Source organism: Cryptosporangium aurantiacum (assembly GCF_900143005.1).
GTDB classification, from domain to species: Bacteria; Actinomycetota; Actinomycetes; order Mycobacteriales; family Cryptosporangiaceae; genus Cryptosporangium; species Cryptosporangium aurantiacum.
In genome coordinates, this window is sequence record NZ_FRCS01000009.1 from 56240 (window position 1) to 82443 (window position 26204).

Sequence of the window (26204 nt, forward strand, 5' to 3'; positions counted from 1 at the left end):
CGCGTAGGATGTCGCTGATCCGCCCACGCTGTATGAAGTGGGCAGAAGCGACTATCCGGGGTCGAAAGCGTGTCGCTGCACCTCCAGGTTCTCGGCCCGCTACGGGTCTGGCGCGACGGCCTCGAACAGGATCTCGGGCCGCGGCAGCAGGCATACCTGCTGGCCCTGCTCCTGGCTCGCGTGGGCAAGCCGATCAGCACGAGCGAGCTGATCGACCTGATCTGGGACGAGGCCGCTCCCAGCAGCGCGCTCAACGTCATCCAGAAGTACGTCGGTGTCCTGCGGCGGTTGCTGGAACCGTCGCTCCCCGCCAGGGCGACCGGCTCCTACCTGCACCGTCGCGGGAACTCGTACCTGTTCACCGCCGCTCCCGGCACGCTGGACCTCGTCGCCTTCCGCGAACTCGTCGACGCGGCGAGGGCCCAGCGTGACCGCGAAGCGGCGCTCGATCACTACGTCGAGGCGCTGGGCCTCTGGCGTGGCCCGGCCGGCAGCGGAATCGCGGAGGGAATGAGTACGACCACGGTCTTCGCGCCACTGGACGACGAGTTCTACCGCGTGTGCACCACCGCAGCCGAGCTCGCCGTGTCGCTCGGGCGACCACAGCGGGTACTTCCCGCGCTGCGGCTGGCGTCCTCGATGGCGCCCTTCCACGAGCCCGTGCACGCCGGTCTCGTCAGCGTCCTCGGAGCCGCCGGACGCCAGGCGGAGGCGCTGGCGGCGTTCCGCACGGTCCGCGATCGCCTGGCCGACGAGCTCGGCATCGACCCGAGTCCGGCGCTGGAGGAGGCGCATCAGCGAGTGCTGACGCGACCGCCGCTCCCGGTGCCCGCGGACGACGGGGAGAGCTCCGGGCTGGTCGGCCGGGCCGCCGAGTTGGCGGTGCTCCGGAGCGCCGTGCAGAGCGCGCTCACCGGCCGCACGGCGATCACCGTCCTCGACGGTGAGCCGGGCGTCGGCAAGACGCGCCTGCTGGAAGAGGCCGCCGCCTTCGCCGCCCGGCATGGTGCGCTCGTCGCCTGGGGCTCCTGCCTGGAAGGCGACGGAACGCCCTCCATGTGGCCCTGGGAACAGGCGCTCGGCACGATCGTCGACAGGTCCCCCGCGCCCGAGGTGTGGCTCAGCGGCGAGCTCGCGAGCATTCTGCGGCCACGGGATTCCGTCGGCGCGGCGGTTCCCGACGGCAACGCCCAGTTCCGCTTGTTCGAACAGGTCGTCAACCTGATCGGGCACGCCTCGGCACAACAACCGACGCTGTTGATCTTCGACGACCTCCAGTGGGCCGACGTCTCCTCGCTGCAGTTGTTCAAGCACGTGGCCGGTCGATTGCCCGCGGGCACGACGATCGTCGGGGCTCTGCGCGACCGCGCGCCCATGCCCAGTTCCGAGCTCTCGCAGGTGCTGGCCGCGGCCAGCAGGCGGCCCGGTCACCGCAGGCTGCGGATCGGCCCGCTCAGCGCGGCCGACGTGGCCGAACTCGTGCGCTCCGAATCCGGCTCCGATCCGGGCGACGACGTCACGCGTGCCATCCACGCCCGCACCGCGGGCAACCCGTTCTTCGTGCTCGAGCTGTCCCGGTTGCTCAGCGAGGCCGGCACGCTCGGAGTTCCGTCCACCGTGCGCGACGTCGTCCGCGACCGAATGGCCGGCCTCGACGATCGGGTGGGCGATCTGCTGCGCATCGCCGCGCTCATCGGCCGCAACGTCGACGTCCGGCTGCTCGCGCGCGCGGCAGGCGTCGACGTCGCCGGCTGCCTGGCGCGTCTGGAGCCGTTACAGGCCCTCGGCCTGCTGGAACCCGGCCAGGACGAACCCTCGTCGCTACGCTTCGCGCACGACCTCGTCCGCGAGTCGGTCTCCGAGACCACCACGACCCAGCAGGTCACCCGGCTACACCTCCGCGTCGCGGACGCGCTCGAACAGACCCATGCCGACGACGACGAGGCCGCGGAGCAGCTGGCTTATCACCTGTGGGCCGCCGGACCGCTCGCCGATCCCGCCCGCACCGCAGGGGCACTGATCCGCGCCGGGCGGTGCGCGGCGAACAAGCTCGCGTTCGAGTCCGCCAACCGGCACCTACGTTCCGCGGTGCGCGCCACGCGGGCGGCGGGTCTGATGGAGCTTGAGCTCTCGGCCCTGACGCTGCTGGCGATCGTCGTCCGCAGGTATTCGGTGTACGACGCTTCGATGTTCGACATGCTGGAACGCGCCGAGTACCTGGCCGGCACGCTCGGCCGGAGCGCCGAGGCGGCCGACTTCGCGTTCATCCGCATGATGGGCGCCTACACCTCGATCGATGAAGGCCGCGGAGCGCTGGCCCAGCGGATGCGCGAGGACGGTCTGATGTCCTCCGACCCGGCCGTCCGCCGTTACGGCCGGCACGCGTGGGGCCTGCACCAGTGGGACATCGGCAACATCGGCGAGGCGTACCGGTGCTTCGTCGAGGAGGACGACGATGACGCGCCGGACGAGGAGACGCCGCTGCGCCGGGGCGGCAGCATTCCGGGCGAGGGGCCGGGCTGGCGGGCCGTGATGACCGCGCTGCACGGTGACGTCGAGACCGCGCTGGCGTTCGTCGACACCTGGGACACACCGGACGATCCGTACGCGGCGTCGGTATGGGTCTACTACACCGCCATGATCGCGTCGATGGCCGGTGACGCTCCTCTGGCCCGGCGTGCCGGTGAACGCTGGGCCTCGGCCGGCCTCGACCGCCTCACGTCCCAGCTCGAGCACTACATCCGGCAGGACTGGTGCTGGGCGCGCGCCGTCACCGGTGACGACTCGGCCGCCGCGGCGGCCGAGGCCGAGAAACTCGTGACCGCCGAGCTTCTCGACCCGCCGCAGTGGGGCATCGCCTACCAGTACGCGCTAGTCGCCGAGGCGTGGCTGGCCGCTGGAGAGCCGGACCGGGCCGAAGCCGCGCTGGACCGGGCCGATCAGGCGATCCGGGACTACGGCCAGCGCTACGCCGAAGGGTTGCTCCTGCTGGTGCGCGCCCGCGTGTCGTTGTCCCGCGGTGAACCCCTCGCCGTGGTCAGGGCCGCCGCGGAACGTGCCTGTGCACTGTCGACCGCCCGCGAGGCGCACCTCTTCGCGCGGCGGGCCCGCCGATTCCTCAGCGAACTGGGAGCCGACGCATGACCCTGAGTGCCCTGGCCCGCGGCCTCAACCCGCCGAAGGGCTTCGTCGACGCCAGCATGGTCAACCCGGCGCCCGACGCGATCAGCTTGCTGGGCGGTGTTCCCGCGACCGAGCTGCTGCCGACCGACGCGGTCCGGCGGGCGTCGGCGCAGCTGTGGGACGACCGCGACGCCGGACGCGCGGCGCTGCGGTACTCGCCGGCGCACGGGTTCCCCACGCTGCGGGAGTGGATCGCGGCGAGGGAAGGCGTCGAGGAGAACCGGGTCGTGGTGACGAACGGCGGCATGCACGGGCTGACGCTGGCCGTGCTGACGATCGTCGAACGGGGCGCCACGGTCGCGGTCGACGACCCGGTGTTCCCGGGGTTCCTCTGGGCGCTGGAGGTGTCGACGTCGCAGACCCTGCCGGTGCCGGTGGTCGACGACGGCTTCGACGTCGAGTATCTCGCCGAGCGGCTCGCAACCGGCGAGCGGATCGCGGCGGCCTACACCGTGCCCGACTTCCACAACCCGTCCCAGGTCACGCTGTCGGCGGCGAAGCGGCAGGCGCTGGTCGATCTGGCCGAGCGGTACGACTTCTACGTGATCGCCGACGACCCGAACCGCGCGCTGCGCTTCGCCGGCCAGGACCAGGGCGTGACGGCCTTCCACTCCTCGGACCGGGCGATCCACGTCAACACGTTCTCCAAGACGCTCGGCCCTGGCTGGCGAGTGGGCTGGCTGGTGCTGCCCGAGCACCTCGTCGAACCGGTGATCCGGCTGCGCAACCGCCTCGACGTGCACACCTCTTCGGTGAACCAGGCCCTCGTCGAGCGGCTCTTCACCGGCTACGACGAGATCGTGCGCCGCGCCGCCGACGTATATCGGGAGCGCGCCGCCGTCCTGGTCGATGCGCTCCGGTCCCAGCTGCCCGGCGTCTTCGACGTCCGGGAGCCCGAAGGCGGCATGTTCCTCTGGCCCCGCCTGACCGACGACAGCATCGACCCCACCGCGCTGTTCCGCCGTGTCGTCGCCGGCGGCGTGATCTACCAGCCGGGCGAGTACTTCGCGGCGTCGCCGCAGCGGTCCACGGCCCGCCACCTGCGCTTCGCCTACGCCGACCGCACCCCGGACGAACTGCGGGAAGCGGTGCGGCGGCTGGCCCGGGCCTTCGCATGAAGCTACCTCTTCGCGGGATTGCGCCGTTCGCCGCCGGCTCGATCGGCATGGGCATCTGGGTCACCGTTCCCGGCATCTTCCTGCTGTACTTCCTGACCGACGTCCTGGCCGTGCCGCCGCTCGTCGCCGGACTCGCCGTGTTGCTGCCGAACATCGTCGACGTCGTGCTGCACCCGTGGGTGGGCCGGCTCTCCGACGCCGACCTCGCTCGCCGCGGCCACCGCCGAGGGCTGATGTTCGTCGGCTGCCTGGTGGTGCTCGCCTTCGTGGCGATCTTCGTTGTGCCCTCAGGCCTGCGGGGGACACCGGCCGCGGTCTGGGTCGGGACCGCGCTCGTCGTCGGCAACCTCCTGTACGCCGCCTACCAGGTGCCGTACCTGGCCACGCCCGCCGAACTCGGCATCGGCTACCACGAGCGCACCCGTCTGATGGGTTACCGCAGCGTCGTCATCACGGCCGGGGTGCTGGTCAGCGGCGTGGTCGCGCCGTTGATCGCCGGCGACGACCCCGGCGTCAACGACTACGCGCGGATGGCGCTGGTGCTCGGTCTGGTCATGCTCGTGGCGATGCTGGCCGGGATCGACGGCATCGTGCGGCTCCACCGGGCTGCGCCGGCTCCCCCACCCGAGCCGGGGCACGGCACCGGGTTGCTGGTGGCGCTGCGCGACCGGCACTTCCGTGCGCTCACCGCGTCGTATCTCATGATGGCGATCACGATGAACCTGGTGCTGGCCGCCCTGCCGTACTTCGCCGAATACGAGCTGGGGCAGCCGAAGTTCACCTCTGTACTGGTTGCGGCGTTCATGACACCCGCCGTGCTGGTCACGCCGCTGTGGGTGCTGGTGGCCCGCCGCGCCGGCAAGCAGCGCGGCCTGCTCGCGGCGCAGGGACTGTTCGTCGCCGGGGCGCTGCTGCCCCTGGTCGGTGGATTGCCGGTCGTGCTGGGCGCGATGGTGATGCTGGGCGTCGCGTTCGCAGGCATGCAGCTGATGCCGCTGTCGATGGTGCCCGACGTCGTCGCCGCCTCCGGGCCCGGCGGTACCGCGAACGCGGGCAGCTACACCGGAGTGTGGACCGCCGCGGAGGCCACCGGCGGTGCGCTGGGCCCGTACCTGTTCTCCGCCTGCCTCGCGGTGGGCGGCTTCGTGGCCACCTCCGCCGGCGAACACGTCACGCAGTCGCCAACCGCGCTCGCCGCGGTGCGTTACGGATTCACGGTGGTGCCCGCCGTGCTCATGACGGTCGGCGTCGTGCTACAGCGCCGCTACACCCTTGACCGCAGCGCCGCCTCGGGCAGCGACCTCGAGGAAGTGGGAGTTGGTCGGCCTTAGCGCCACGCGCCGCGACCATGCCCGACGATCACCGCCACCACCGCACGGGTGATTCGCCCGACGCGGCGAGGCTCTCACCCCGCTGCTGACGCGGGGGCGATCTTCTGGATGGTGCCGCCGGGCGCAGTGCCCGAAATGGTGCTGGCACACGGGCTGGGGAGGCTCGGGAGCGAGGAGGCAGACCTCCGCGACGCAATCACCACGCAGCTGGACACTCCCTACCGTGACGCCTGGCCGAGGCGTTCGAGCAGGGCTAGAGCGAGTAAGAGATCGGTGCCATCCAGTCCGAATGGGACTAAAGTAGACGCTATGACGTACGCCGTGACCCTGATCGTCCATATCGTGGCGGGGGTGGCCGGTGTCCTGTTCGGTCCGGTGGTGCTGTACGCGGCCGCAGCGGGGCGTGTCAGCGGCCTCGCCGGCGCTTACCACGTGTCGGTCCTGCTCGTCTGCGTCTCCGCGGTGGTGTTGTCGGTTCTGGACTTCACCAACCTGTGGTGGTTCCTGCTGGTCGCTGCGGGGAGCTACTCCTTCGCGCTGCGGGCGGTCACCGTGGCGCGGAGGCGTCACGCGGGCTGGCTGCCCCGCTACATCCGCAGTCAGGGCGGGGCCTACATCGCGCTGTGGACCGCCATCGTCGTGGTTAGCGTCAACGAAGTACCCGTGGTGTGGCTCATCCCAACAGCGGTCGGTGTGCCGGTGATCGAGTGGCTCTCCCACCGCGCCCACACCGCGAACGCGACGATCGCTACCGCGGTCGATGACGAGGTCGTGCCGTGAACGCGGGCGCGATCAGCCTTCGACGCGGGTAGCACCGGGATCAGGTTGCATGGCGCCAGCGATCGACGCGGGATCCCAGGACGGCTCACCAGGCTGGAGGGCGTCAGCGCGTGCGACGGCAAGACCGGGCCGGACTACGACGGCCAGCTCGACGATCTGGCCCGCGTGTGCGCGTCCGATGACGTCGACGCGCTGAGCGCGAACACCAGCGAACGACGGCGGGTCTGGGCCCGGCAGAACCTGGCCCAGACCCGCAGCGTTTGCGTTCAGACGCGACCGCCTATGCGGCGGCCGTTTCTGGAGCTACAGCGGGCGGATGTTGGCCGCCTGCGGGCCCTTCTGACCCTGGGTCACGTCGAATTCGACCGCCTGGCCGTCGCTCAGCTCCTTGTAACCCTGCGTCTGGATCGCCGAGTAGTGGGCGAAGACGTCCGCGCCGCCCCCGTCGGGTGCGATGAACCCGAACCCCTTCTCTGCGTTGAACCACTTCACGGTGCCAGTAGCCATACTGTGTCCTCTGAAAGCGCGGCCCCATTGCGAACCACTCACGCTAAGGCTGCCAGGTTCAGATCCCTCGTCAAGGCTCGAACGAAACAATTCGCTCACGCCACCACTTTCGTGTCCGTCCTCCGGGCACCAGCCGACCTCGGCGACGGCCCGACAGCAGGGCACCGGACGGGCGATTCGGGGCCCGGCCGGGAGTTCCCGGCCGGGCCGCGACGGTGTTTCAGTCCAGCAGTGCGGTGATCGTGCCGGCGGCGACCGTGCGGTTGCCCTCACGGACGGCGAAGCCCAGGCCGACCTCGAGCGCGACCGGCTTGCTCAGAACCACCACGACCGCGTCGAGGGTGTCACCCGGCATCACGATCTCCACCCCGTCCAGTTCCAGCCCACCCGACACGTCGGTCGTGTGGAAGTAGAACTGGGGCCGGTAGTTGGCCTCGAACGGCGTGTGCCGGCCGCCCTCGGCGTAGGTCAGCGCGTACATCGTTGCCCGGAACCGCTGGTGGGGCGTGACGCTGCCGGGCACCGCCACCACCTGGCCGCGCTGCACCTGCTCGCGCTTGACCCCGCGGAGCAGGACCGCGGCGTTGTCGCCGGCCTGTGCCGAGTCGAGGGACTTGCCGAACATCTCCAGGCCCGTGGCGACGCTCGCCACCGTGGGCCCGAGGCCGACAACCTCGACCGGGTCGCCGACGCGCAGCGTGCCACGCTCGACCTTGCCGGTGACGACGGTGCCCCGGCCGCTGATCGACAAGACGTTCTCGATCGGCATCAGGAACGGCTCGCCGAGCTCGCGTGGCGGCACCGGCACGTAGTCGTCGACCGCGTCGAGCAGGTCGGTGATGGACTGCACCCAGCGCGGGTCGCCCTCCAGCGCCCGCAGCGCGCTGACCGGAACGACCGGTACCTCGTCGCCGGGGAATCCGTACTCCGACAGCAACTCGCGGACCTCCAGCTCGACCAGGTCGAGCAGCTCGGAGTCCTCGACGGTGTCGCTCTTGTTGAGCGCCACCACCAGGTACGGCACGCCGACCCGCCGGGCGAGCAGCACGTGCTCGCGGGTCTGCGGCATCGACCCGTCCTGCGCCGACACGACGAGAATCGCGCCGTCCACCTGCGCCGCCCCCGTGATCATGTTCTTCACGTAGTCGGCGTGACCGGGCATGTCCACGTGCGCGTAGTGGCGCGTCGGCGTCTCGTACTCGACGTGCGCGATGGTGATGGTGATCCCGCGCGCGGCCTCCTCCGGCGCCTTGTCGATGCCCTCGAACGCGACGTACCGGTTGGCGGCCGGGTCGCGGTCGGCGAGCACCTTCGTGATGGCGGCGGTCAGGGTCGTCTTGCCGTGGTCGACGTGTCCCATCGTCCCGACGTTGACGTGCGGCTTGTCGCGGATGAACTGGCTCTTGGCCATAGCGTCCTCACTGGTGGTAAGGCTTTGTTCGGAGGTCGACCGCGGCCTCGGCCGCGTCAGAACCCGCGCAGGTGGCAGCGACCCTTCCCCGGGGTTCTGCTGCCGGTGGGGAAGGGTCAGCTTCGGGTATCGACGCCGTTGAGCGAGAACGCGCGCACGGGAGCCACCGACGAGGGCAGCTGCAGACCGAACGCGAACATGAGGATCACGGTAGCCGGGAACACCAGACGCCCCGAATCAATTTCCGGTGAGGCCGCCCACTCGCGGCCAGAGCGCGGACCCAAACCGCGCGGCGCGGCGCGGGTCGGGAGCGGCGCTGCGTAGGCTGATCGGGTGTCGCCCTCCCGCTTGCGTCGTGTGGCGGTGCTCGTGCTGGAGGGTGCGAAACCGCTCGACGTCGGCATCCCCGCCCAGGTATTCACGACGCGCGCGAGCATGCCGTACGAGGTGCGGGTCTGTGGCGCTGCCCCCGGCATGGTGACCGGCGGTGACGGGCTGTCCTACCACGTCGCCGACGGCCTGGACGCGCTGGCATGGGCCGAGATCGTCTTTGTGCCCGGGTACCGGTTCCCGGACCGGGACGATCCGCCGCCGGCCGTCGTCGACGCGCTGCGGGAGGCCCACGACCGGGGCGCGCGGCTCGCCGCGATCTCCACCGGCGCGTTCGCGCTCGCCGCGACCGGCCTGCTCGACGGCAAGCGGGCGACGACGCACTGGCACTACACGCGGGCGCTGGCGGCGCGGTACCCGCTCGTGCGGGTCGACGAGAACGTGCTGTTCGTCGACGAGGGGAGCGTCCTGACGTCGGCGGGTGCGGCGTCCGGCATCGACCTGTGCCTGCACATCGTCCGGGGTGACCTCGGCGTGGCGGCGTCGAACCACGCGGCCAGGCGGCTGGTCGCCGCGCCGTACCGGAGCGGTGGCCAGGCCCAGTACGTGCCGCGCAGCGTGCCGGAGCCGCTCGGCGAACGGTTCGCCGCCACCCGCGAGTGGGCGCTGCACCGGCTCGGCGAACCGCTGACGCTCGACGCGCTCGCGCGCCACGCGGCGGTGTCGCCCCGTACGTTCTCCCGGCGATTTGCCGAAGATACCGGGTACACGCCGATGCAATGGGTGATGCGCGCCCGCGTCGATCTGGCCCGTGAGCTGCTCGAACGCTCGGAGCGCAGCGTCGAGCAGATCGCCGCGGACGTCGGGCTCGGCACCGCCACGAACCTTCGGCTGCATTTCCAGCGGATCCTCGGCACGACGCCGAGCGAGTACCGGCGGACGTTCTCCGAGTAGCTGGCGAGATCCTTTCGAACCGTGGCGCTCGCGCCACTGCCCCGGCGAAAACGGCCGAGCGAGACTCGGAGCATGACTCGCATCGCCATCAACGGTTTCGGACGGATCGGCCGCAACGTGCTGCGCGCACTGCTCGAGCGGAACAGCAAGCTGGAGGTCGTCGCCGTCAACGACCTCACCGAGCCCGCCGCGCTGGCGCGGCTGCTCGCGTTCGACACGACCGCCGGCCGGCTCGGCCGCCCGGTGACCACCGACGGGGACACGCTCGTCGTCGACGGCCGCCGGATCCGGGTGCTCGCCGAGCGGGAGCCCGCCGAGCTGCCGTGGGCCGAACTCGGCGTCGAGATCGTGCTGGAGGCCACCGGCCGCTTCACCTCGGCGGCGGCCGCCCGCGCCCACCTCGACGCGGGCGCGGCGAAGGTCCTGGTCGGCGCACCGTCGGACGGCGCGGACGTCACGCTCGCCTACGGCGTGAACACCGACGCGTACGACCCGGCCGCGCACACGATCGTCTCCAACGCGTCCTGCACGACCAACGCGCTCGCGCCGCTGGCCGCGGTACTCGATGAGCTGGCCGGCATCGAGCACGGCTTCATGACCACCGTGCACGCCTACACGCAGGAGCAGAACCTGCAGGACGGCCCGCACCGCGACGCCCGCCGGGCCCGCGCGGCCGCGGTCAACATCGTGCCGACGACGACCGGCGCGGCGAAGGCGATCGGTCTGGTGCTGCCGCAGCTGCACGGCAAGCTGTCCGGCGACTCGATCCGGGTGCCGGTGCCGGTGGGCTCGATCGTCGAGCTGAACACGACCGTCGCCCGGGACGTCACCCGCGACGAGGTCCTGGCCGCGTACCGCGCGGCGGCCGACGGGCCGCTGGCCGGTGTGCTCGAGTACTCCGAGGACGCGCTGGTGTCGTCGGACATCGTCGGGAACCCGGCCTCGTCGATCTTCGACTCGGCCCTGACCCGTGTGGACGGCCGGCACGTGAAGGTCGTCGCCTGGTACGACAACGAGTGGGGCTTCTCCAACCGCGTCATCGACACGCTGGAGCTGCTGAGCCGCTGACGCTCACGCCTCCAGCACCGCGAGCGTCGTCGTTCTCAGCTCGGCGAACGCGGTGGCGGACGCCTCGGCGGGAAAGCGCGGGTCGTCCAGACGCTGCTCGACGTCGGCCAGCACCATCACGACGTGCAGGTTGACGATCCGGAGGCGTTCGTCGGTCAGCCCGGGCAGCCGCCGGGCGAACAGCCCGAACACCTCCCGCATCCCGGAGTAGTACTCACCGGCGAACGGCCAGTCGCGGTAGCGGCCGGCCAGCACGAACCGGCTGATGAAGCGCGCGTACCAGCTGACGCCGCGGTGCGCGACCAGGTGCTCGGCGAGCGGTGTGAGATAGGCGTCGACCAGGGCCGGGAGCTCACGCTCCCGGCCTTTGGCGTGCACGTCGTCGAGCAGCGCTCGGCGGCGCGCGTCGAGCGGGGCCATGCGGTACTCGTACAGCGCCGTCACCAGCCCCGCCTTGTCGCCGAAGTGGTACTGCACGGCGGAGTTGTTGCGCTGCCCGGCCGCCGCGCCGATCTCGCGCAGCGACACCTCGAAGCCCCGCTCGGCGAACATCCGCTCGGCGGCGACGAGGATCTCGTCCTTCGTTCCCATTGCCTTTCCCTACCAGTTAAGACAACCTGTCTTAACCTACACACGGCCTAGCGGGAAGAGGTCGGCCGTGGCCGGAGCGGCACTGATCATCCTCGCGGTCCTGATGCTCGGGTTAGGCCTGAGCCTGACGGTCGGCGACTTCCGTCGTGTCGGTCGATACCGGGCCAGCATCGCGGCGGCGCTGGTCTGCCAGCTCGTGCTGCTGCCGCTGGTCTGCTTCGGGATCGTCACCGCGCTGCAGCTGCCGCCGGTGTCCGCGATGGGCATGATGCTGATCGCCGCCGTGCCCGGCGGGCCGACGGCAGGCATCTACTCGCACCTGTTCGGCGGCGACGTGGCGTTCAACCTGACGCTGACCGCGATCAACTCGGTGCTCTCGGTCGTGACGCTGCCGATCGTCGTCGGGCTCTCGCTGCGGCACTTCCTCGGCAGTCGCGACGGCATCGGCCTGCAGTTCGGCGAGGTGCTGAAGGTCGTCCTGATCGTGCTGATCCCGATCGTGATCGGCATGGTCATCCGGGCCAGGGCCCCCGGGGTCGCGGCCCGCAGCGAGCGCGCCTACCGGATCATCGCCGGAAGCGTGCTGGCCGGCTTTGTCGTGTTCGGCGTGGTGAGCTACGCGGGGACGCTGGTGGACGCGGTCACGACCGTGGTGCCTGCCGCCCTCCTGTTCGGCGTCGCGAGCCTCGGCACCGGCTACCTGGCCGGTGTGCTGACACGCGCCGGTCACCGGGTCTCGATCGCGGCCTGCATGGAGATCGGCTTCCACAACGGCGCGATGGCCATCTCGATCGCGATCGGCGTGCTCGGCAGCCTGTCGATGGCCGTCCCGCCTGCCCTCTACGGCCTGGTGATCCTGGTGCTCGCCGGGGTCGTGGGCTTCTTCGTCAGCCGCGGCGGACGGCGTCCCGCCGCCAGAGAAAGGCGCGCCCGATGACCTCCGAACCGATTTTCCGCCGGGCGGAAAGGCCGCCGGACGGCGCGCCGAACATCGTCGCGATCGTCCTCGACGACACCGGCTTCGCCCAGCTCGGGTGCTTCGGCTCGGACCTCGCGACGCCGAACATCGACCGGCTCGCCGCCGCCGGGCTGCGGTACAACAGCTTCCACGTCACCGCGATGTGTTCGCCGACGCGCGCGTCGTTCCTCACCGGACGCAACCACCACGCGATCGGCATGGGGTTCGTGGCCGACCTGCCGCTGGACCACCACGGATACACCGCGCGCATCCCGCGGTCGGCGGCGACGCTGCCCCGCGTGCTGCGTGACCACGGTTATTCGACGCTCGCGGTCGGCAAGTGGCACCTGGTGCCGCGGTTCGAACGCTCCGCGGCCGGGCCGTTCACGCACTGGCCGCTGGGCCAGGGCTTCGAGCGGTACTACGGCTTCCTCAACGGCGACGCCAACCACTACGCGCCGACGCTGGTGCGCGACAACCACTACGTCGACCCGCCCGCGACGCCCGAGGAGGGGTACCACCTCACCGAGGACCTCACCGACCAGGCCATTCGTTACCTGCAGGACCAGCAGTACGCCGCGCCGGGCAAGCCGTTCTTCCTCTACTTCGCGCTCGGCGCCGCGCACTCACCGCACCACGTCGCACGGGAGTGGGTAGAGCCCTACCGCGGCCGGTTCGACCGGGGCTGGGACGCCTGGCGGGACGACGTGTTCGCGCGACAGCTCCAATCCGGCCTGATACCGGCGGACACCGAGCTGACCCCGCGTCCGGACTGGGTGCCCGCCTGGGACAGCCTGGACGACGACGCGCGCCGCATGTACGCGCGGCAGCAGGAGGTCTTCGCCGGGTTCCTCACCCACGCCGACGCCCAGATCGGCCGGTTGCTCGACCACCTGGACGAGACCGGCCAGGCCGACAACACGATCGTCCTGCTGTTCTCCGACAACGGTGCGAGCGGTGAGGGCAGCGTCGACGGCAGCGTCAACGAGCACCGGTTCACCGCGGGGATCCCGGAGTCGCTCGCCGACAACCTCGAGCACTACGACGACTGGGGCGGGCCGGAGACCTACAACCACTACTCGTGGGGCTGGGCGTGGGCGGGAAACACCCCGTTCCGGCTCTGGAAGCGATACACGTGGCTGGGCGGGACCCGGGTGCCGCTGGTGGTCCGCTGGCCCGCGGAAACCGCCGCGACCGGCGGTGTGCGCACGTCGTTCGCGCACGTCGTCGATCTGTTCCCGACGTTGTTGGACGCGGTGGGGATCGACGCGCCGGACGTCGTCGACGGGATCGAACAGCAACCGATCGACGGCGCGAGCCTCCGCGCGGGTTTCACCGATCCGGACGCCCCGGCGCCACGCGACACCCAGTACTTCGAGATGCTCGGGTCCCGCTCGATCATCCACGGCACGTGGAAGGCGACCACCGACCACGTCGCCCGCGGCATCGTCGACGAAGAGAAGCTGATGACCGGCAGCCGCACGTTCGCCGAGGACCGCTGGTCGCTGTTCGACCTCGCACACGACTACGCCGAGGCGCGTGACCTGGCCGCCCAGCACCCCGGCACGATCGCCGAACTCGAACGGCTCTGGGACGCCGAAGCCGAACGGAACCACGTACTGCCGCTGTACGACAGCCTCACCGACCGGATCGCGCACCTGATCTTCCCGGTCTGGCCGGCCGGGCCCGAGCGTACGTACCGGCCGGGGGCCTCGCCGATCTGCGACGAGTCGCTGCCGCTGCTGATGGGCGGCTTCCGGATCTCCGCCGACGCCGAGGCCGGTGACGACGCCGACGGTGCCCTGCTCGCGCTCGGCGACCGGCACGGCGGCTTCGCGCTCTACGTCGCCGACGAGCACCTCACGTTCACGTACTCGCGAGCGGGTGAAATGCTCGAAGTCCGCGCCGACCGGCCGGTCCCGTCCGGCGCGCACACGTTCGCGGTGACCTACGCCCCGGGCGCGAACGGCGGCCAGTTCGTGCTGTTCCACGACGACACGATGGTGGGGAGCACCGGCTTCGCCGGTGGACTGCCGCCCGCGGTGCAGCACGGTGGGGCGGGTTTACGTCTCGGTTTCGACGCCGGCCTGCCGGTATCCGGACGCTACCGAGTGCCGCACCGCTGGAACGGCGAGCTGTTCGCGGTGCGCATCCAGACGCCGCCCGCCGTGCGGCTCGACCCCGTCGCCGAACTCCGCACCGCACTTCATGCTGACTAACCGGCCAGGCTCGCCCCGGCCAGGTAGCCCGCCAGCAGCGCCGACGCGACCTGCCCGACCACCTCGTCGCCGGGCAGGTAGCGGGCGTCGTGCAGCATCGGCCCGCCGGGGCCCTCCCCGGTGCCGACGAAGTGCATGAGGATCGGCACCTGGGCGCCGTAGGTGGCGAAGTCGTCCGAGCCGCAGGACGCGAAGCTCGCGGTCGGCACCCCGAACGACGTCAGCCACTCGCGGGACGCCGCGGCCAGCGTGGCGTCGTTGACCAGCGCCGGTTCGCCCCGCCGGACCCGGTACTCGCCGGTGCACCCGGCGGCCTCGGCGATTCCGGCGACGGTACGCGCGAGCCGCTCGTGCACCCGCACCCGGTCCTGCTCGCGCATCGCCCGCACGGTGCCCGACGCGCGGGCGGTGTCCGGCAGGATGTTCGGCGCGTTCGAACCCTCGATCTGCGGCACCGTGACCACCACCGGGTGCAGCGGGCTCGTCGCGGAGCGCGCGGCCTCGGGCAGCGCGAGCACCGCCCGGCACAGCGGGGGCACCGGATCCGCGGCCAGGTGCGGGTACGCGCCGTGACCTCCGCGGCCGGTCATCACGATGTCCACTTCGTCCACCGACGCGTTGACCGGCCCGGCGTCCGCCGTGACGCACCCGGCGGCCACCAGCGGCTGTACGTGCGCGGCGATCAGCGCCCGGACGTGGTGGTCGAGCAACCGTCCCGAGTCCACCACGTCGGCGGCGCCGGTGGGGCCGACCTCCTCCCGCGGCTGCAGCAGCGCGACCAGCCCGACCGGCAGCTCCACCCGACGGGCCGCGCGCACCACCGCAACCAGTGCGGCCAGGTGCACGTCGTGCCCGCAGGCGTGCATCGCTCCGTTCGGCGACGCGAACGGCGCCCCGGTGAGCTCGGCGAGCGGCAGCGCGTCGAGTTCCGCGCGCAGCCCGACGGCCGGGCCCGGCGGGCCCAGCCGCAGCAACCGGCCGGTGCCCGCGATCGGCTCCGCGTGGAGACCGATCGCGTCGACGACGCGCTTCGCGGTCGGCTCCTCCTCGCCGGAGACGTAGGGGGACGCGTGCAACTCGTGCCGCAGCGCGACCGCGTGCGGCAGCTCGGCGTCCAGCGCGGTCCGCCACGCCGCCGCGAGTGCGTTCAACGGGTCTGACGCCTCCACCGTGTCCGGGGCCTTCACCGGGCGTAGACGCGTTCGGCGTTGCCGTGCGCCACCAGGTGGCCGATCCGTTCGGCGTCCGCGGCTGCCCACTCGCCGCTCTCGACCCGGTCGCGGAGCAGCGCGGCCAGCGCCACCCGGAACGCGTGCGCGCCCAGCACGTACAGCTCCGGTGCGCCGTACGCGTCCGACGAGTACAGCAGCCGGGTGAACGGCGTGACCTCGGCGACCTCGGCCAGCACCTCGACGCTGCGGCGGGGCCCGACGTAGTGCAGCACCGACCCGACGTCCACCTGGACGTTCGGATACACGCACGCCAGATAGGACGCCTGCCGGTGCCACGGCCAGCAGTGCAGCAGCATCACCGGGACGCGGTGCCGGCGGATCCAGTCGGTCAGCAGCGTCGGGTCGACGTCGGTCATCCGGATGTCGCTGTCACCGAAGCCGACGTGGAACTGAATGGGCAGCCCGAGCCCGAGCGCCGCCTCCAGCGTCAGCCGTTGCAGCACCGGATCGGCCAGGCGCGTACCACCGGTCCCCAGCCACCGGGCGGCGGCCGTGGTCACCTCGGCGTCGGTCGGGGGCGCCGGATCGAGCCGGAACCCGGTGCGGTAGGCGGCGACCGACTTGACCCCGGCGGCCCCGGTCTCGGCCACCGTGGCGGCGAGGCGCGACGCGAACGCCTCGCCGAACTCGTCCGGTTCGACGCCGTCGGCGGCCAGCGCTTCGGCGACCGACTCCAGCCGGACGATGTGGTCGGCGGGGCTGCCGGTCAGCGCGGTGATCTGCTCGGGCGTCGTCAGGCCGGACGGGTTGTGGCCGGTGTCCACGAGGAACCGCGCGGTCCCGGTGGCGGCCAGGAAGCGCCGGTTGACCTCAGCGGTGCCCAACTCGGCGCGGCGGGCCAGGTAGTCCTCGGGCGACGCGTGCGGCGGGAGGTCCAGCAGCGGTGCGCAGTGGCGCCGGATCGCCAGCCCGATCGGCGTGTCGAAGTTGGTCTCGCCCGCCGGTGGGGCGCCGCCCTCGCTGATCAGCGCCTCGACGCCCGCGCGGTCCTGTTCCGCGGTGACGACCCCGTGACAGTGGTGGTCGACCAGAGGAAACTCCGTGGTGCTCAATACACCCACCGATACGCTTCGGCGACGACCTCGGGTGGCCGCTTCTCCATCCGGGCGATCTCACCGCGCCGCACACCGGCGATCGCGTCGACGAGGTACTCACCCCACGCCTTCGCCGGCAACGGGCTCGCGGTGAACTCCGCCAGCGCGTCGTCCAGCGTCGTCGGGAGCCGGCGAATGCCGCGGGCCGCGAGCTCGTCGGCGGAGAACCGGGACGGGTCGCCGGTGATCTCCTCCGGGAGCCGCACCCCGCGATCCAGGCCGTCCAGGCCCGCGGCGAGCAGGCCGGACAGCGCCAGGTACGGGTTGGCCGCCAGGTCGATGGCCTTGACCTCCAGGTTGGCCGCGCTCTGCCGGGCGCCGGCCGTACCGGTCACCACCCGCAGCGCGGCTTCGCGCGTCTCGTGGCCCCAGCAGGCATACACACCGGCCCAGTGCGACGGCTGCATCCGCAGGTAGCTGGCCGGGCTGGGCGTGTTCACCGCGGCTAGCGCCGGAAGCGCGTCGAGGATGCCCGCGGTGATCGCCTCGGCCTCGGGCGTCAACCCGTACCGGCCGGTGCCGGTCCCGTGCAGGTTGACGTCGTCCCGCCAGGCCGACAGGTGCACGTGACCGCCGTTGCCCACGCCACCGGCCAGCACCGTGGGAGCGAACGAGATCCGCAGCCCGTGCCGCTGCGCCAGTGTCCGCAGCACGTGCCGGACCAGCACCGAGCGGTCCGCGGCGGCGACCGGGTCGGTCGCGCCGACCGAGATCTCGAACTGGCCGGGCGCGTACTCCGGGTGGATCTGGTCGACGCTGATGTGCAGTTGTTCGAGCGTCGCCAGCACGTCGCCGCAGAACTCGCTCAGCTCGGCCAGCCGGGTCAGCCCGTACGCCGGGCCCCGGCAGGCCGGCGCGAAGTCCGGCCAGGGGACGTCGTCCCGGCCGAGGACGAACTCGATCTCGACCGCGGCCCGGAACGTGAGGCCGCGCGCCACGGCGTCGGCGACCGTGCGCCGCAGCAGCGACCGGGAGCAGTTGACGTGCGGGACGCCGTCCTGGGTCAGGCGGTCGACCGGCGCCCACGCCCAGCCGGGCTGCGACGCCGGCACGGCAAGCTGGTCCAGGTCGGGGTAGAGGCGCAGGTCGCCGTCGGGGCCGCCCTGCTTGTCGGTGCCCACGATCATGTCGTCGGCGAGGAACAGGTCGAACACCGGTGACATGCCGACGCCCCACTGCACCGCGGCGTCCAGCTTGGTGACCGGCACGGCTTTCACCCGGGCGATGCCCGCGGTGTCGACGTAGGTCAGCGCGACGCCGTGCACGCCCTGCCCGGCGAGGCCGGCGGCCAGCTGTTGCGCGCGCGCCACCTCGCCGGGGCGGCCGCCGGGTGCCGGATCCGTCATGCGCGCTCCTTCGCCGCGGTCAGGCCCTCGTCGGCGGTCAGCGCCTCACCGGCGCGGCGGGCCAGACGTGGTGCGGCCAGCACGAACACGAGCCCGGCGAGCAACCAGAGCGCGGCGACGACCGGTGCGATCAGGCTGCGGCCCTCGGGTAGCGGTATGACGTTGCGGTAGAGCGTGTACCCCAGCACGATCAACCCCCCGACCGGTACGACGACTTCCCAGGTGCGGACGCGGGGGTCTCGGTCGATGAACAGCAGACGGATGACGCCGACCGAAGCCAGGACATAGACCACCAGCAGCACCAAGGTACCGATCACTCCGGCCGCGACGAAGACCGAGAGCGACGTGTCGTCGGTGCCGGTGCGGTAGACCAGCCACAGCAGCACCTCGATCACCGCCGCCGCGACCGCGACGCCGATCGCCGCGCCGACCGGGGTGCGCTTGGTGGGGGAGACCCTGGCCAGCGGCGCCGGGGCGATCCCGTCCCTGGCCATCGCGTAGAGCAGCCGCGACGCGCCGACCGAACAGGCGAGCGCGCAGCCGAACGCGCTGATCGCCGCGCCCAGGCTGATCAGGTCGCCCAGCCAGGCGCCGACGTACTGCGTGCCGAGGTCACCGAAGAGCGAGCCGGAGTTCGCGAACGCGTCCAAGCCCGCCGCGTCGGTGCCGAACCCCATCACCTCGACCCAGGTGACGAAGACGAAGTAGAGCCCGCCGAAGATCGCGGTGCCGAGGATCGCGCGGGGGATGTCGCGGCGGGGGTGGCGCGTCTCCTCGCCGAGCGTCGCCGCGGCTTCGAAGCCCGCGAACGACAAGAACCCGAAGACGACGCCGAGGAACAGGGCGCTGGTCGCGGTCCCGTCCGGCACCGTGAACGGCGAGAACGTGACGCTCTGGCCGCCGGGCGCGTCGTCGCCGAGGAGCTTGACCAGGATGACGACCGCGACGATCAGGATCAGCGCGACGGTCGCGGCCTCGACCACCAGCAGGACGCGGGTGCCGAGCCGGATCGGGGACACCGTGAGCCAGAGAACGCCGAGCAGCACCAGCGCGGCCAGCGGGAGCACGATCCAGTCCGGCGGTGCGTCCCAGAGCCCGGTGCCGTCCAGGAACGCGACCAGGAACCGTGCGGACGCGGTGGACGTCACGACCGCGTAGAACAGGTACGTGCCGAGCAGCCCCCAGCCGGCCACGACGCCGGGGCGTGCCCCGAGCGTCGCGCCGACAAAGCCGTAGACCGATCCGGAGTGGTGAAACTTCTGGGTCAGGCGCACGAACGTGTACGCGACGAGCAGGACTCCGACGGTGGCCAGCGCGAACGTGAGCGGAACCGCGCGCCCGACGTTGCCCACCATGCCCTGTGGATTGATGTTCGCCGCCATCGACGGCGCCATGAGGGCGACGGAGATCCCGACGGCCTCCCAGATGCTCAGTTCACGGCCGAGCCGCGGCCCATCACCAGCCACGCGGTACTCCTCATTCGCCGGATGCCGCGTGGGTCCCACGCGGGCCTCGGATTGAGGTATCCCACTCCGCCACCGATGTGGACAAGGGGGTGCGGGGAACTCGCTTCCCCGGCAGACGGAGACTTAACGGAACCAGAACTCCGGCGACACAGGCCGAGCCCGCCAGCGCCAGCAGCGGGTAGCCACCCGCTCCGACCAGGACGCCGGAGAGCGCACCCCCGACCGCGGCAGCCAGCCCCATCCCGACCTCGCCGGTCGCCTCCAGCCGCGGCCGGTCGTCCGGCGCGGCCCGGCCGACCAGCGCCGCGCTGCCGGCGACGACCGCGGCGCTCCACCCGAGGCCGAGCAGCGCGACCGCGAGCGTGAGCGCGACCGGCGAGTCGGCACCCCAGGCGGCGATCGACGTCGCGGCCAGGAGCACGACACAGGCGGCGAGCGCGCCACCGCCGATCCCGGCCCGGTCGATCAGCCGGGCGCTCAGCGGCGCCGGGGCGAACATCGCGGCGATGTGGACGCTGACCACGACGCCGACCAGCCCGAGGCCGGCGCCGGCGTGATGGAGCTGTACGGGCGCCATCGTCATCGTCGCGACCATCACCAGGTTCGCGACGCTCAGCACGGCGACCGCGACGACCGGCTGTCCGCGCAGGCGGCTCCTCCGGGCGCGGCTGTTCCTGGCGAGCGCCATCGTGGCCTCGCGGTCCGGACGACGACGACCAGCGGCGACCGCCCACCCGACAGCGGCTCCGACGAAGACCACCGCCGCCGTTAGGAAGGTCGCGGAGAAGGCCGGGGCTCCGGCGAGCCCGGCGGTCGGTGCCAGGAGATTCGGCCCGATCACCGCGCCCACGGAGACCGCCGCGAGCACCGACGAGACCGCCCGCGCCGCGCTGCCGGTGCGGGCGAGGTCCACGGCGGCGTACCGGGCCAGCGCGACCGCGGCGGCACCGGCACCGGTCAGCAGGCTGCCGATCAGCACCAGCGGAAGGCTCGCCAGCACGGCCGCGCCACTCAGTACGGCGCAGCCGACGGCCGCCGCCGCGGCGCCGAGCCCGAGCCCGGCCCCGCGTCCGCGGCGCCGTGACCAGGCGGCGATCAGCGGGGCCGATCCCGCGGCGCCGAGAACCTGAAGCGTCTGCGGCAGCCCGGCGGCGGCGACGCCGACGGTGAGCTCCCCGGCCAGCAGCGTCGCCGCCACGCCGGCCAGCGTCTGCGCCAGGCCTCCGAGTGCGGTGGCGAGCCACAGCGCGGGCAGTGACCACTCGTTTCGTGACATGCCGAGGACGCTAGGAAAGTCGCGGCCGGGGGAGCAGGGCCGATGACTATCGGACTCGCGCCGGGACCTCGCGTTCGCAAGGCTGTTCCGGTGAATTCCTTACGTTCGGAATATGCCCTGGACGACGTCGACTGGCGCATCCTGACCGAGCTCCAGCGGGACGGCAGGCTCTCGTTCAACGAGCTGGGCCGCCGGATCCATCTCTCGGCTCCGTCCGTCGCCGACCGGGTCCGCAAGCTCGAGCAGGCCGGAGTGATCACCGGGTATCGCGCGGTAGTCGACCCGCAGCGTGCCGGCCACGGCATCACCGCGTTCGTCCAGCTGCGGTGTGCGCTCGGCAGCTGCCTGCTCCGCACCGGCCGGGCGGCCGACTACCCCGAGGTCGTCGAGATCCACAAGCTGTCCGGAGCGCACTGCACGATCCTCAAGCTGCGCGCGACGACGCTGGCGCACCTGGAGGGTGTGATCGAGCAACTCGGCAGGCACGGCGAGATGCACACCCACGTCGTGCTGTCGACACAGTTCGACGAACCGACGGTGAGCCGACCGGGAACCGTCGACCGCCCGGTCACTCCGGCGACGGGCTGGACCAGCCCGGCCGACTGACGCCGCCTCGAAGATATTGACGTTCATCGATACGTGAGGCATCGTGTACCCATCGATGTTCATCAATATCTGACGACGGAGGAAACCTCATGGGTGAAAACGCGGTGCGCGAGCAGGTGCGGCAGCGGTACGCCGCGGCTGCGCTGGCGGTGACGGCCCCCGGGGACGAAGGAGTCTCGTGTTGCGGGCCGACCGCGGCGACGGAGATCGACGAGTCGTTCGGCGCCGGTCTCTACGGTGACGACGTCGAGGGCCTGCCCGCCGAAGCGGTCGCGGCGTCGCTCGGCTGCGGCAACCCGCTCGCGGTCGCCGATCTCGCACCCGGTGAGCGGGTGCTGGACCTGGGCTCCGGCGGAGGCATCGACGTGCTGCTCTCCGCCCGGCGAACCGGACCGACCGGCAAGGCGTTCGGCCTGGACATGACCGACGAGATGCTCGCGCTGGCCCGCGCGAACGCGGCGAAGGCCGGCGCGACGAACGTCGAGTTCCTGAAGGGGCAGATCGAGGCGATCCCGCTCCCTGCCGACTCCATCGACGTCGTGATCTCCAACTGCGTGATCAACCTGTCGACCGACAAGGCCGCCGTGCTCGCGGAGATGTTCCGGGTGCTCGCGCCGGGCGGACGGATCGGGATCAGCGACGTCGTCGCCGAGGACCACCTGAGCCCGGCCGACCGCGCCGAACGCGGCAGTTACGTCGGGTGCATCGCCGGAGCGCTGTCCCGCGCCGAATACCTCGAGGGCCTGGCTGCGGCCGGCTTCACGGACGCCTCGGTGACGTTCACCCACGAGGCCGCGTCCGGCCTGCACGGCGCGATCATCCGCGCCACGAAGCCGATGGGGGGTGCGCCGACGGTCAGCGAGGCGACGGTCAGCGAGGCGACGGCCAGCGAGGCGCTCTCCGGCGTGGCCTCGGCGGGCGAGGAGGCGGCCGGCTGTTGCGGTCCGGCCGCCCAGGAGACCTGCTGTGCTCCGTCGGCGAAGAGCGAGTGCTGCGGCGACTCGCACGCGTCGGGCACCTGCGGCTGCCGGTGATCCGGTCGTCCGACGCGGTCACCCGGTGGGCGGGCGCTCCTTGTGGCCGGCTTCCAGCAGCCTGATCATCTCCGCGATGCGCTGCGGTCGCTGTTCGGGACGGCGCTTGGTGGCGTCGATCCACCGCAGGTAGGCGCGCCGGTAGAACTGCGCGAGCGAATCGAAGAACGCCGCCGCCGCCGGGCTGGCGTCCAGCGCTGCGGCGACGTCGTCGGCGAGGTCGCCGCGCTGCGGTCCCTCGGGTTCGATCTCGACGGTCACGGCATCACCGACGCCCAGCCCACAGCCGCGTAGCCAGGCCGGTCCGAGCGTGAAGCCGAACGCGTCATCGCCGCGCTGCACGACCCCGCGGACAGGCATGCCGTTGACGGTGCCCCGAACGTGATGGCGGGGTTTGACGCCCCACACGCCGTCAGGATCGAACGGCACCGGGATGAGCACGTGCCCGCGCGGCGCAGCAGCCGCGGCGGTGGCGAACCGTCGACTCGTCATGACCCCATAGTGTCGGCCCACCGGCGCGGTACGAGGGATTCACGCCGTCAACTCGGCGAGCAGCTTCTCGACCCGTCCGCGAATCTCGTCGCGGACCTGGCGGACGACCTCGATGCCCTGCCCGGCCGGGTCGGTGAGTTCCCAGTCCTCGTACCGCTTGCCGGGGAAGATCGGGCAGGTGTCGCCGCAGCCCATCGTGATCACGGCGTCGGAGGCCTGCACTGCTTCGGTGGTGAGGATCTTCGGCTTCTGGTCGGTGATGTCGATGCCGACCTCGCGCATCGCCTCGACCGCGACCGGGTTGATCGACTCGGCCGGGGCCGATCCGGCGGAGCGCACCTCGACGGCGTCACCGGCGAGGTGGGTGACCCATCCGGCGGCCATCTGGGAACGGCCCGCGTTGTGGACGCAGACGAACAAGACGCTGGGCTTGCTGGACATCAGTGAGTTCCTCGGGTTGGTGGGTCAGGCGTGGGTCACGACGTGCGCGAGACGGTCGACGCGTGCGGTGAGCTGCTGGTAGGCGGCTTCGAAGGCGTCGTCGGTGTCGGCGGGCGCGGGGTCGGGGACCGACCAGTGCAGGTGACGCTCGGCGTCGGTGAGTTCCTCGTGGGCGTTGTCGCAGACGGCGACGAGCAAGTCGCCGGGGCGGACGACGTCGGCGAGCCGAGCCGTGGTGGTCGCGTCGAGGTGGAGTCCGTGGCGGCGGGCGGTCCGGAGAGCGCGGGAGTGGACGCGGGGCGCCGGGTGGGTTCCGGCGGAGGCGGCCGGGACGGGGCTGACCTGTGCCCACGCGGCGGCCGCCAGCTGGGATCGGGCGGAGTTGCGGGTGCAGACGAAGACCACTCGCGGCGCGTTCTCGGTGGGCAGCCCCGCCGCTAACGGGGTGGTCAGCCGTGCCGCAGCCGGATCGTCGAGGACGAGTTGGAGGTAGCTGCGCCGGCGGTCACCCTCCGACCGGCCGCGTCGGATCAACCCGGCGTCCTCCAGGACACGGAGGTGGTGAGCGAGGAGGTTGGTCGGGACGCCGAGCTGGGCGCCCAGCTCTCCCGGGGAGGCGTCGCTCAGCGCGAGCCGGTCGGCGATCGCCAGGCGGACGGGCTCGCCGAGGGCGGCGTGCATGGCCGCGCGTCGCCGGACGTCGTCGGGAACCGCAGCCACCTGTTCACCTCAACCGATATTGACTCAACGAATCTTGAGTCAAGTATGGTGGCCCCATGTCAGGAGTCAAGGGGGACGGGTCCCCGCCGCTGGTCCGGCCGCTGCTCGCCGAAGGGCTGGGTAGCGCGCTGCTCGCTGCGCTGGTGGTGGGCTCCGGCATCGCCGCACAGCAGCTCTCCGACGACGTCGGCCTGCAGTTGCTGGAGAACGCGGCAGCGACCGCGGCCGGGCTGTTCGCGATCATCCTGATGTTCGGGCCGGTCAGCGGCGCGCACTTCAACCCGGTCGTGTCGCTGGCCGACGCGGTCTTCGGCGGGCTGCCGTGGCGGACCGCCGCGGCCTACGTTCCGGTGCAGGCGCTCGGGTGTATCGCCGGGGCGGTGCTCGCGAACGCGATGTTCGCCGCACCCGCGGTGAGCATCAGCACGACCGAGCGGGCCACCGGCCCACACCTGCTCGCCGAGGTGGTCGCGACCGCCGGGCTGGTGCTGGTGATCTTCTCGCTGGCGCGGTCCGGCCGGGCGGCCACCGCTCCGGCCGCGGTGGCCGCCTACATCGGTGCCGCCTACTGGTTCACCTCATCCACCAGCTTCGCCAACCCTGCGATCACGATCGGCCGGATGTTCTCCGACACGTTCGCCGGGATCGCGCCGTCGTCCGCACCCGCGTTCGTCCTCGCGCAGCTGATCGGTGGCGCTCTCGGCGTGGTGCTGATCCGGGTGCTCTACCCGGCTCTCCGCTCCGAGCAGGCCGCCCGCGCGGTCCTGCCCGCCGACGCGTCCACCCCGCGCTGAGCCCCGCAGCCCTCGCGTCCGCTCGGATCGACGATTGTCAATCGGAGCGTGGCATACTCAGAGCCATGGCCACGACCCCCGCCTCGCTGCCCCTCGCGTTCGGCGCCTGCTGCTCACCGCTGACCGGCGGCGAGCTGAGCGAGGAAGACGCGGCGGCCCTCGCACGGGTGTTCAAGGCGCTCGGCGACCCCACGCGGGTGCGGCTGGTCTCGCTGATCGCCGCGTCGCCCGACGGCGAAGCGTGCATCTGCGACCTCATCGCGCCGGTCGGGCTGGCCCAGCCGACCGTCTCCCACCACATGAAGCTGCTCGCCGACGCCGGGCTGGTGACCCGCACCCAACGCGGCAAGTGGGCCTACTTCCGCATCGTCCCCGAGGCGCTGTCCGCGGCGGCCCGCGCCCTCACGCCGGTCGAGGCCGCCGCGCAGGCCTGAGGTCCGGACCGGGGCGAGCGCGGGGGGCGGTCTCTCAGGCCCGGCCGAGGACGCAGAACTCGTGACCCTCCGGGTCGGTCAGGCACGTCCACGGGACGTCGCCCTGGCCGAGGTCGAGGTCGGTGGCGCCGAGCGCCCGCAGCCGGGCCACCTCCGCCGCGGTGTCGTCACCCGGGTACGGCAGCAGGTCGAGATGGACACGGTCCGGTACGGACTTTCCGCCCGGCGTGCGGAGGAACTCGAGATACGGGCCGGCGCCCCCGGCGGACCGCAGCGCCGCGAAGTCGTCGTTCTCGTCCTGCAGGGTCCAGTCCATCGCCTCGCCCCAGAAGCGGGCCATCACCCGGGGGTCCTCGCAGTCGACGACGACCGCGGCGATCGGCCCGGTGTCCCGGTAGATCTCCCGAGGCTCCAGCACGCAGAACTCGTTTCCCTCCGGGTCGGCGAGGACCACCCACGGCAGGTCGCCCTGGCCCACGTCGACGGGTGTCGCACCGAGTTTCCGGAGGCGCTCGACCAACTCCGCCTGGTGGTCCGCCGAGGCGGTGGCGAGATCGAGGTGCGTACGGTTCTTGGTGGTCGACTTCGGGTCCGGGACCGGAACGACGTCGATACCGAGGACGACCGGGTCCGGCCAGACCAGGCCGCCGGGAGGTCCGACGTAGGTGGTCACCCCGGACTCTCCGGGGTAGGCGCTCCAGCCGAGGGCCTCCGCCCAGAACCGGCCGACCGCCGAGTGGTCACGAGCCTTGATGTTCACGTGAGCGGGTCGCAGCGCCATGCCGGCGATCCTAGGCGCGACTGCCGCCCCGACCGCCC

Annotated in this window: 24 protein-coding genes; 12 read left to right on the forward strand and 12 right to left on the reverse strand. The window is 71.9% G+C overall.

The annotated features are described in order from the left end of the window. The first annotated feature begins 69 nt into the window (after positions 1 to 69). From BUB75_RS27160 to BUB75_RS27175, 4 genes are all read left to right on the forward strand, one after another. Positions 70 to 3144 (forward strand): ATP-binding protein, encoded by a 3075-nt coding sequence (locus BUB75_RS27160; protein WP_073260681.1) that lies wholly within the window; start codon positions 70 to 72, stop codon positions 3142 to 3144. Continuing rightward, positions 3141 to 4301: an aminotransferase-like domain-containing protein gene (locus BUB75_RS27165; RefSeq protein ID WP_073260682.1), complete on the forward strand. Its 1161-nt coding sequence runs from the start codon at positions 3141 to 3143 to the stop codon at positions 4299 to 4301. Before BUB75_RS27160 ends, BUB75_RS27165 begins: the two co-directional genes overlap by 4 nt. Beyond that, positions 4298 to 5632: an MFS transporter gene (locus BUB75_RS27170; RefSeq protein ID WP_073260683.1), complete on the forward strand. Its 1335-nt coding sequence runs from the start codon at positions 4298 to 4300 to the stop codon at positions 5630 to 5632. The genes BUB75_RS27165 and BUB75_RS27170 overlap by 4 nt, the downstream gene beginning before the upstream one ends. 309 nt (positions 5633 to 5941) lie before the next feature. Next, a complete protein-coding gene (locus BUB75_RS27175; protein ID WP_073260684.1) occupies positions 5942 to 6412 on the forward strand; it encodes a hypothetical protein in 471 nt (156 codons plus the stop codon). A gap of 303 nt (positions 6413 to 6715) precedes the next feature. On the opposite strand, the gene BUB75_RS27180 is transcribed toward BUB75_RS27175, so the two are convergent. After that, positions 6716 to 6919, reverse strand: a complete 204-nt coding sequence (locus BUB75_RS27180; protein WP_073260685.1) for a cold-shock protein — start codon at positions 6917 to 6919, stop codon at positions 6716 to 6718. 220 nt (positions 6920 to 7139) lie between these two features. Further along, the gene (tuf, locus tag BUB75_RS27185; RefSeq protein WP_073260686.1) at positions 7140 to 8330 is read right to left on the reverse strand and encodes an elongation factor Tu; all 1191 of its coding nucleotides are present in this window, start codon (positions 8328 to 8330) and stop codon (positions 7140 to 7142) included. 333 nt (positions 8331 to 8663) lie between these two features. On the opposite strand from tuf, the gene BUB75_RS27190 reads away from it, so the two are divergent. Together BUB75_RS27190 and gap are read left to right on the forward strand one after the other, a co-directional pair. Beyond that, positions 8664 to 9614 (forward strand): GlxA family transcriptional regulator, encoded by a 951-nt coding sequence (locus tag BUB75_RS27190; protein WP_073260687.1) that lies wholly within the window; start codon positions 8664 to 8666, stop codon positions 9612 to 9614. A 72-nt stretch (positions 9615 to 9686) separates the two neighbouring features. Next, entirely contained in the window at positions 9687 to 10682 is a 996-nt protein-coding gene (gene gap / locus BUB75_RS27195; protein ID WP_073260688.1) for a type I glyceraldehyde-3-phosphate dehydrogenase, read from the forward strand. A 3-nt stretch (positions 10683 to 10685) separates the two neighbouring features. On the opposite strand, the gene BUB75_RS27200 is transcribed toward gap, so the two are convergent. Then, positions 10686 to 11273 (reverse strand): TetR/AcrR family transcriptional regulator, encoded by a 588-nt coding sequence (locus tag BUB75_RS27200; RefSeq protein ID WP_073260689.1) that lies wholly within the window; start codon positions 11271 to 11273, stop codon positions 10686 to 10688. 67 nt (positions 11274 to 11340) lie between these two features. Here BUB75_RS27200 and BUB75_RS27205 point away from each other — a divergent pair, with 67 nt between their 5' ends. Next, entirely contained in the window at positions 11341 to 12210 is an 870-nt protein-coding gene (locus BUB75_RS27205; RefSeq protein ID WP_218617786.1) for a bile acid:sodium symporter family protein, read from the forward strand. Further along, entirely contained in the window at positions 12207 to 14450 is a 2244-nt protein-coding gene (locus BUB75_RS27210; RefSeq protein WP_073260690.1) for an arylsulfatase, read from the forward strand. Before BUB75_RS27205 ends, BUB75_RS27210 begins: the two co-directional genes overlap by 4 nt. Here the strand turns inward: BUB75_RS27210 and BUB75_RS27215 are convergent. From BUB75_RS27215 to BUB75_RS27235, 5 genes are read right to left on the reverse strand one after another with little or no spacing between them, the layout of a single operon-like run. After that, positions 14447 to 15601, reverse strand: coding sequence for a M20 metallopeptidase family protein (locus BUB75_RS27215; RefSeq protein WP_073260956.1), 1155 nt, complete (start codon positions 15599 to 15601; stop codon positions 14447 to 14449). The genes BUB75_RS27210 and BUB75_RS27215 overlap by 4 nt on opposite strands. A gap of 32 nt (positions 15602 to 15633) precedes the next feature. Beyond that, positions 15634 to 16734: an amidohydrolase family protein gene (locus BUB75_RS27220; RefSeq protein WP_218617787.1), complete on the reverse strand. Its 1101-nt coding sequence runs from the start codon at positions 16732 to 16734 to the stop codon at positions 15634 to 15636. After that, positions 16731 to 18122: a type I glutamate--ammonia ligase gene (locus BUB75_RS27225; protein WP_073260692.1), complete on the reverse strand. Its 1392-nt coding sequence runs from the start codon at positions 18120 to 18122 to the stop codon at positions 16731 to 16733. The genes BUB75_RS27220 and BUB75_RS27225 overlap by 4 nt, the downstream gene beginning before the upstream one ends. Continuing rightward, a complete protein-coding gene (locus tag BUB75_RS27230) occupies positions 18119 to 19588 on the reverse strand; it encodes an APC family permease (protein WP_073260958.1) in 1470 nt (489 codons plus the stop codon). Before BUB75_RS27230 ends, BUB75_RS27225 begins: the two co-directional genes overlap by 4 nt. Positions 19589 to 19598: 10 nt before the next feature. After that, positions 19599 to 20864 (reverse strand): MFS transporter, encoded by a 1266-nt coding sequence (locus BUB75_RS27235; protein ID WP_073260693.1) that lies wholly within the window; start codon positions 20862 to 20864, stop codon positions 19599 to 19601. 90 nt (positions 20865 to 20954) lie between these two features. Between BUB75_RS27235 and BUB75_RS27240 the strand changes: the two genes are divergently transcribed. Both BUB75_RS27240 and arsM read left to right on the forward strand, forming a co-directional pair. Then, entirely contained in the window at positions 20955 to 21470 is a 516-nt protein-coding gene (locus tag BUB75_RS27240) for an Lrp/AsnC family transcriptional regulator (RefSeq protein WP_218617788.1), read from the forward strand. An 89-nt stretch (positions 21471 to 21559) separates the two neighbouring features. Then, entirely contained in the window at positions 21560 to 22504 is a 945-nt protein-coding gene (arsM, locus tag BUB75_RS27245; protein ID WP_084741794.1) for an arsenite methyltransferase, read from the forward strand. An 18-nt stretch (positions 22505 to 22522) separates the two neighbouring features. On the opposite strand, the gene BUB75_RS27250 is transcribed toward arsM, so the two are convergent. Genes BUB75_RS27250 through BUB75_RS27260 form a run of 3 tightly spaced genes read right to left on the reverse strand, consistent with a single transcriptional unit; the run spans position 22523 to position 24118 of the window. Next, positions 22523 to 22996, reverse strand: a complete 474-nt coding sequence (locus BUB75_RS27250; protein ID WP_084741795.1) for a YdeI/OmpD-associated family protein — start codon at positions 22994 to 22996, stop codon at positions 22523 to 22525. Between the two features lie 39 nt (positions 22997 to 23035). Next, positions 23036 to 23437 (reverse strand): arsenate reductase ArsC, encoded by a 402-nt coding sequence (locus BUB75_RS27255; RefSeq protein ID WP_073260694.1) that lies wholly within the window; start codon positions 23435 to 23437, stop codon positions 23036 to 23038. A gap of 24 nt (positions 23438 to 23461) precedes the next feature. After that, complete coding sequence (locus BUB75_RS27260; protein WP_073260964.1) at positions 23462 to 24118, reverse strand: arsenate reductase/protein-tyrosine-phosphatase family protein; 657 nt, start codon at positions 24116 to 24118, stop codon at positions 23462 to 23464. 95 nt (positions 24119 to 24213) lie between these two features. Between BUB75_RS27260 and BUB75_RS27265 the strand changes: the two genes are divergently transcribed. Then, positions 24214 to 24951, forward strand: coding sequence for an aquaporin (locus BUB75_RS27265; protein WP_073260695.1), 738 nt, complete (start codon positions 24214 to 24216; stop codon positions 24949 to 24951). A gap of 65 nt (positions 24952 to 25016) precedes the next feature. Further along, entirely contained in the window at positions 25017 to 25385 is a 369-nt protein-coding gene (locus tag BUB75_RS27270) for an ArsR/SmtB family transcription factor (protein WP_084741796.1), read from the forward strand. A gap of 34 nt (positions 25386 to 25419) precedes the next feature. Here the strand turns inward: BUB75_RS27270 and BUB75_RS27275 are convergent, their stop codons facing one another. Continuing rightward, positions 25420 to 26166: a VOC family protein gene (locus BUB75_RS27275; RefSeq protein ID WP_073260696.1), complete on the reverse strand. Its 747-nt coding sequence runs from the start codon at positions 26164 to 26166 to the stop codon at positions 25420 to 25422. Between the last annotated feature and the right edge of the window lie 38 nt (positions 26167 to 26204).